Raw genomic sequence first — 1,712 nt, forward strand, 5'->3', positions numbered from 1 at the left:
CCCCTGATCTGACCCTCGGGGAGGGCGCCCATGAAGCCGTCGACCGGCTGGCCGCGCTGAAACGCGAAGACGGCAGGAATCGATTGAACGCCGAGCTGCCCGGCGATCTGGGGATGCTCGTCGATGTTCATTTTCACGAGCTTGACCTTGCCGCCGGCGGCCCGCACCGCCTTTTCGAGCACGGGTGTGAGCTGCTTGCACGGCCCGCACCACGGCGCCCAGAAATCGACCAGAACCGGTTGCTGCATCGATTCGGTCACCACGTCCTGACGGAAATCGGCCGTCGTGGTGTCCTTGAYCAGGTCGTCGGCGGATGGTCCGTTCGGACGGGTTCCGGGGGCGCTGTCGGCTAGCATGTCGTCCTCGCAGGCGGTCGGAGAAAAGGGTGATCCCTCAGATGGGATTTTAGAAGGAGATCAGCAACCGGGAAGTTGCGATTTGCCGCCCGGATGCATGTGCCGGGCCCTCACGGGGCTTCCGATAGGTCCTCCATCGGTTCCGGTAGGCGCAGGACAATGGGATCGTGCCCCGTCGCGCGGAGAAAAGTCACCAGGTCGTCCCGCGACACGCCCGTCGTCATGGAATTGACGAGGGGATGGAAGTTGAGCCGGTCGTGTTCCATCAGGTTGGCATCGAGGATCATCGTCACACGCCGCTGTTCATCGTTGATGACCGCGAACGGCGTGACCGAACCGGGTTCGACCCCCAGGACTTCGCGGAGCTGTTCGGCCGAGCCGAAGGAGAGCCGGCCGGATGCACCGAGCGCCGCATGGGCGCGTTTCAGGTCGATGGCGGTCTCGTCCTTGGCGGTGATCAGGAACAGGCGTCCCTTCTTGTCTTTGACGAACAGGTTCTTGGAATGAGCGCCCGGGATCTTCGCTTTGACCGGGCGCGATTCGGCGACGGTGAAGACGGGCTCGTGTTCCACCGTATCGGCGGCGATCCCGAGTTCCGCGAGGCGGTCCAGCAATTGCGTCGGCGTCAGGTGCGGCACGGACGACTCCTTTGGTGCCCGGCTTCTAGACTAACTTTCACCCGATTTGAACGGCTTTTGCAGCGGCCCGCTGCCGTCAGGGAAGAACCCAGGGGTGCCAGAATGGTCCGTGCGATCGCGCGGGACGACCGAGATCCGCGTCGGGCTCGCCGATTTTCGTGCGACAAGGCCCTTGCAATGTGAATCGTTTTGGGGCAAATGAGCGGCCTCGCAACGGCGCAACGCGCCGCGGAGCGCGGGTGTAGCTCAGGGGTAGAGCACAACCTTGCCAAGGTTGGGGTCGAGGGTTCGAATCCCTTCGCCCGCTCCAATTTCTCTCAAGACGATCAGAGAATTAAGGACGGTCCTGCGGGGCCGTTTTTTATTGCCCGGCGGGGGTTCCGCCGGGTGGTTCGGGCGTGAAACTCATGCCTATTCAGGCTCGCCCTCCTGGAGGCCGCTGCCCGTCTGGAAAGCCGCTGGGTCGGTTCGTTGGGAGCGAAACGTCTATCGGCCCGATGCCTTGTTCAAGGCTGCGGCGGCGCGGACGAGTGTCTTGAAAGCGTCCGGATCGATGTCGTCGCCTTCRTGGATGTCGATCGCGCGCCTGACATTGCCCTCGAGGCTCGCGTTGAACAGTCCTGAAGAATCGTCGAGAGATGCGCCCTTGGCGAAAGTCAGCTTCACGACGTTCTTGTAGGTCTCGCCGGTGCAGATCATTCCATCGTGATACCAAACC

At 62.7% G+C, this 1,712-nt stretch carries 3 protein-coding genes and 1 tRNA gene; 1 reads left to right on the forward strand and 3 read right to left on the reverse strand.

Going from position 1 to position 1,712, the window contains the following annotated elements; genetic code table 11:
* Positions 1–356: thioredoxin (gene trxA / locus AC1DT3_RS20220; protein WP_477467000.1), on the reverse strand; the 356-nt coding region annotated here is incomplete at its 3' end.
* Between the two features lie 110 nt (positions 357–466).
* Positions 467–994 carry a prolyl-tRNA synthetase associated domain-containing protein gene (locus AC1DT3_RS20225; protein ID WP_477467001.1) on the reverse strand — a complete coding sequence of 176 codons (528 nt, stop codon included), beginning with the start codon at positions 992–994 and terminating at the stop codon, positions 467–469.
* 235 nt (positions 995–1,229) lie between these two features.
* On the opposite strand from AC1DT3_RS20225, the gene AC1DT3_RS20230 reads away from it, so the two are divergent.
* Positions 1,230–1,304, forward strand: a tRNA-Gly gene (locus AC1DT3_RS20230).
* 176 nt (positions 1,305–1,480) lie between these two features.
* On the opposite strand, the gene AC1DT3_RS20235 is transcribed toward AC1DT3_RS20230, so the two are convergent.
* Positions 1,481–1,712, reverse strand: a 232-nt coding sequence (locus AC1DT3_RS20235) for a DUF1801 domain-containing protein (protein WP_477467002.1), incomplete at its 5' end; no start/stop codon positions are given.

The sequence above is a fragment of the Microvirga sp. P4_G7 genome, from assembly GCF_056401005.1.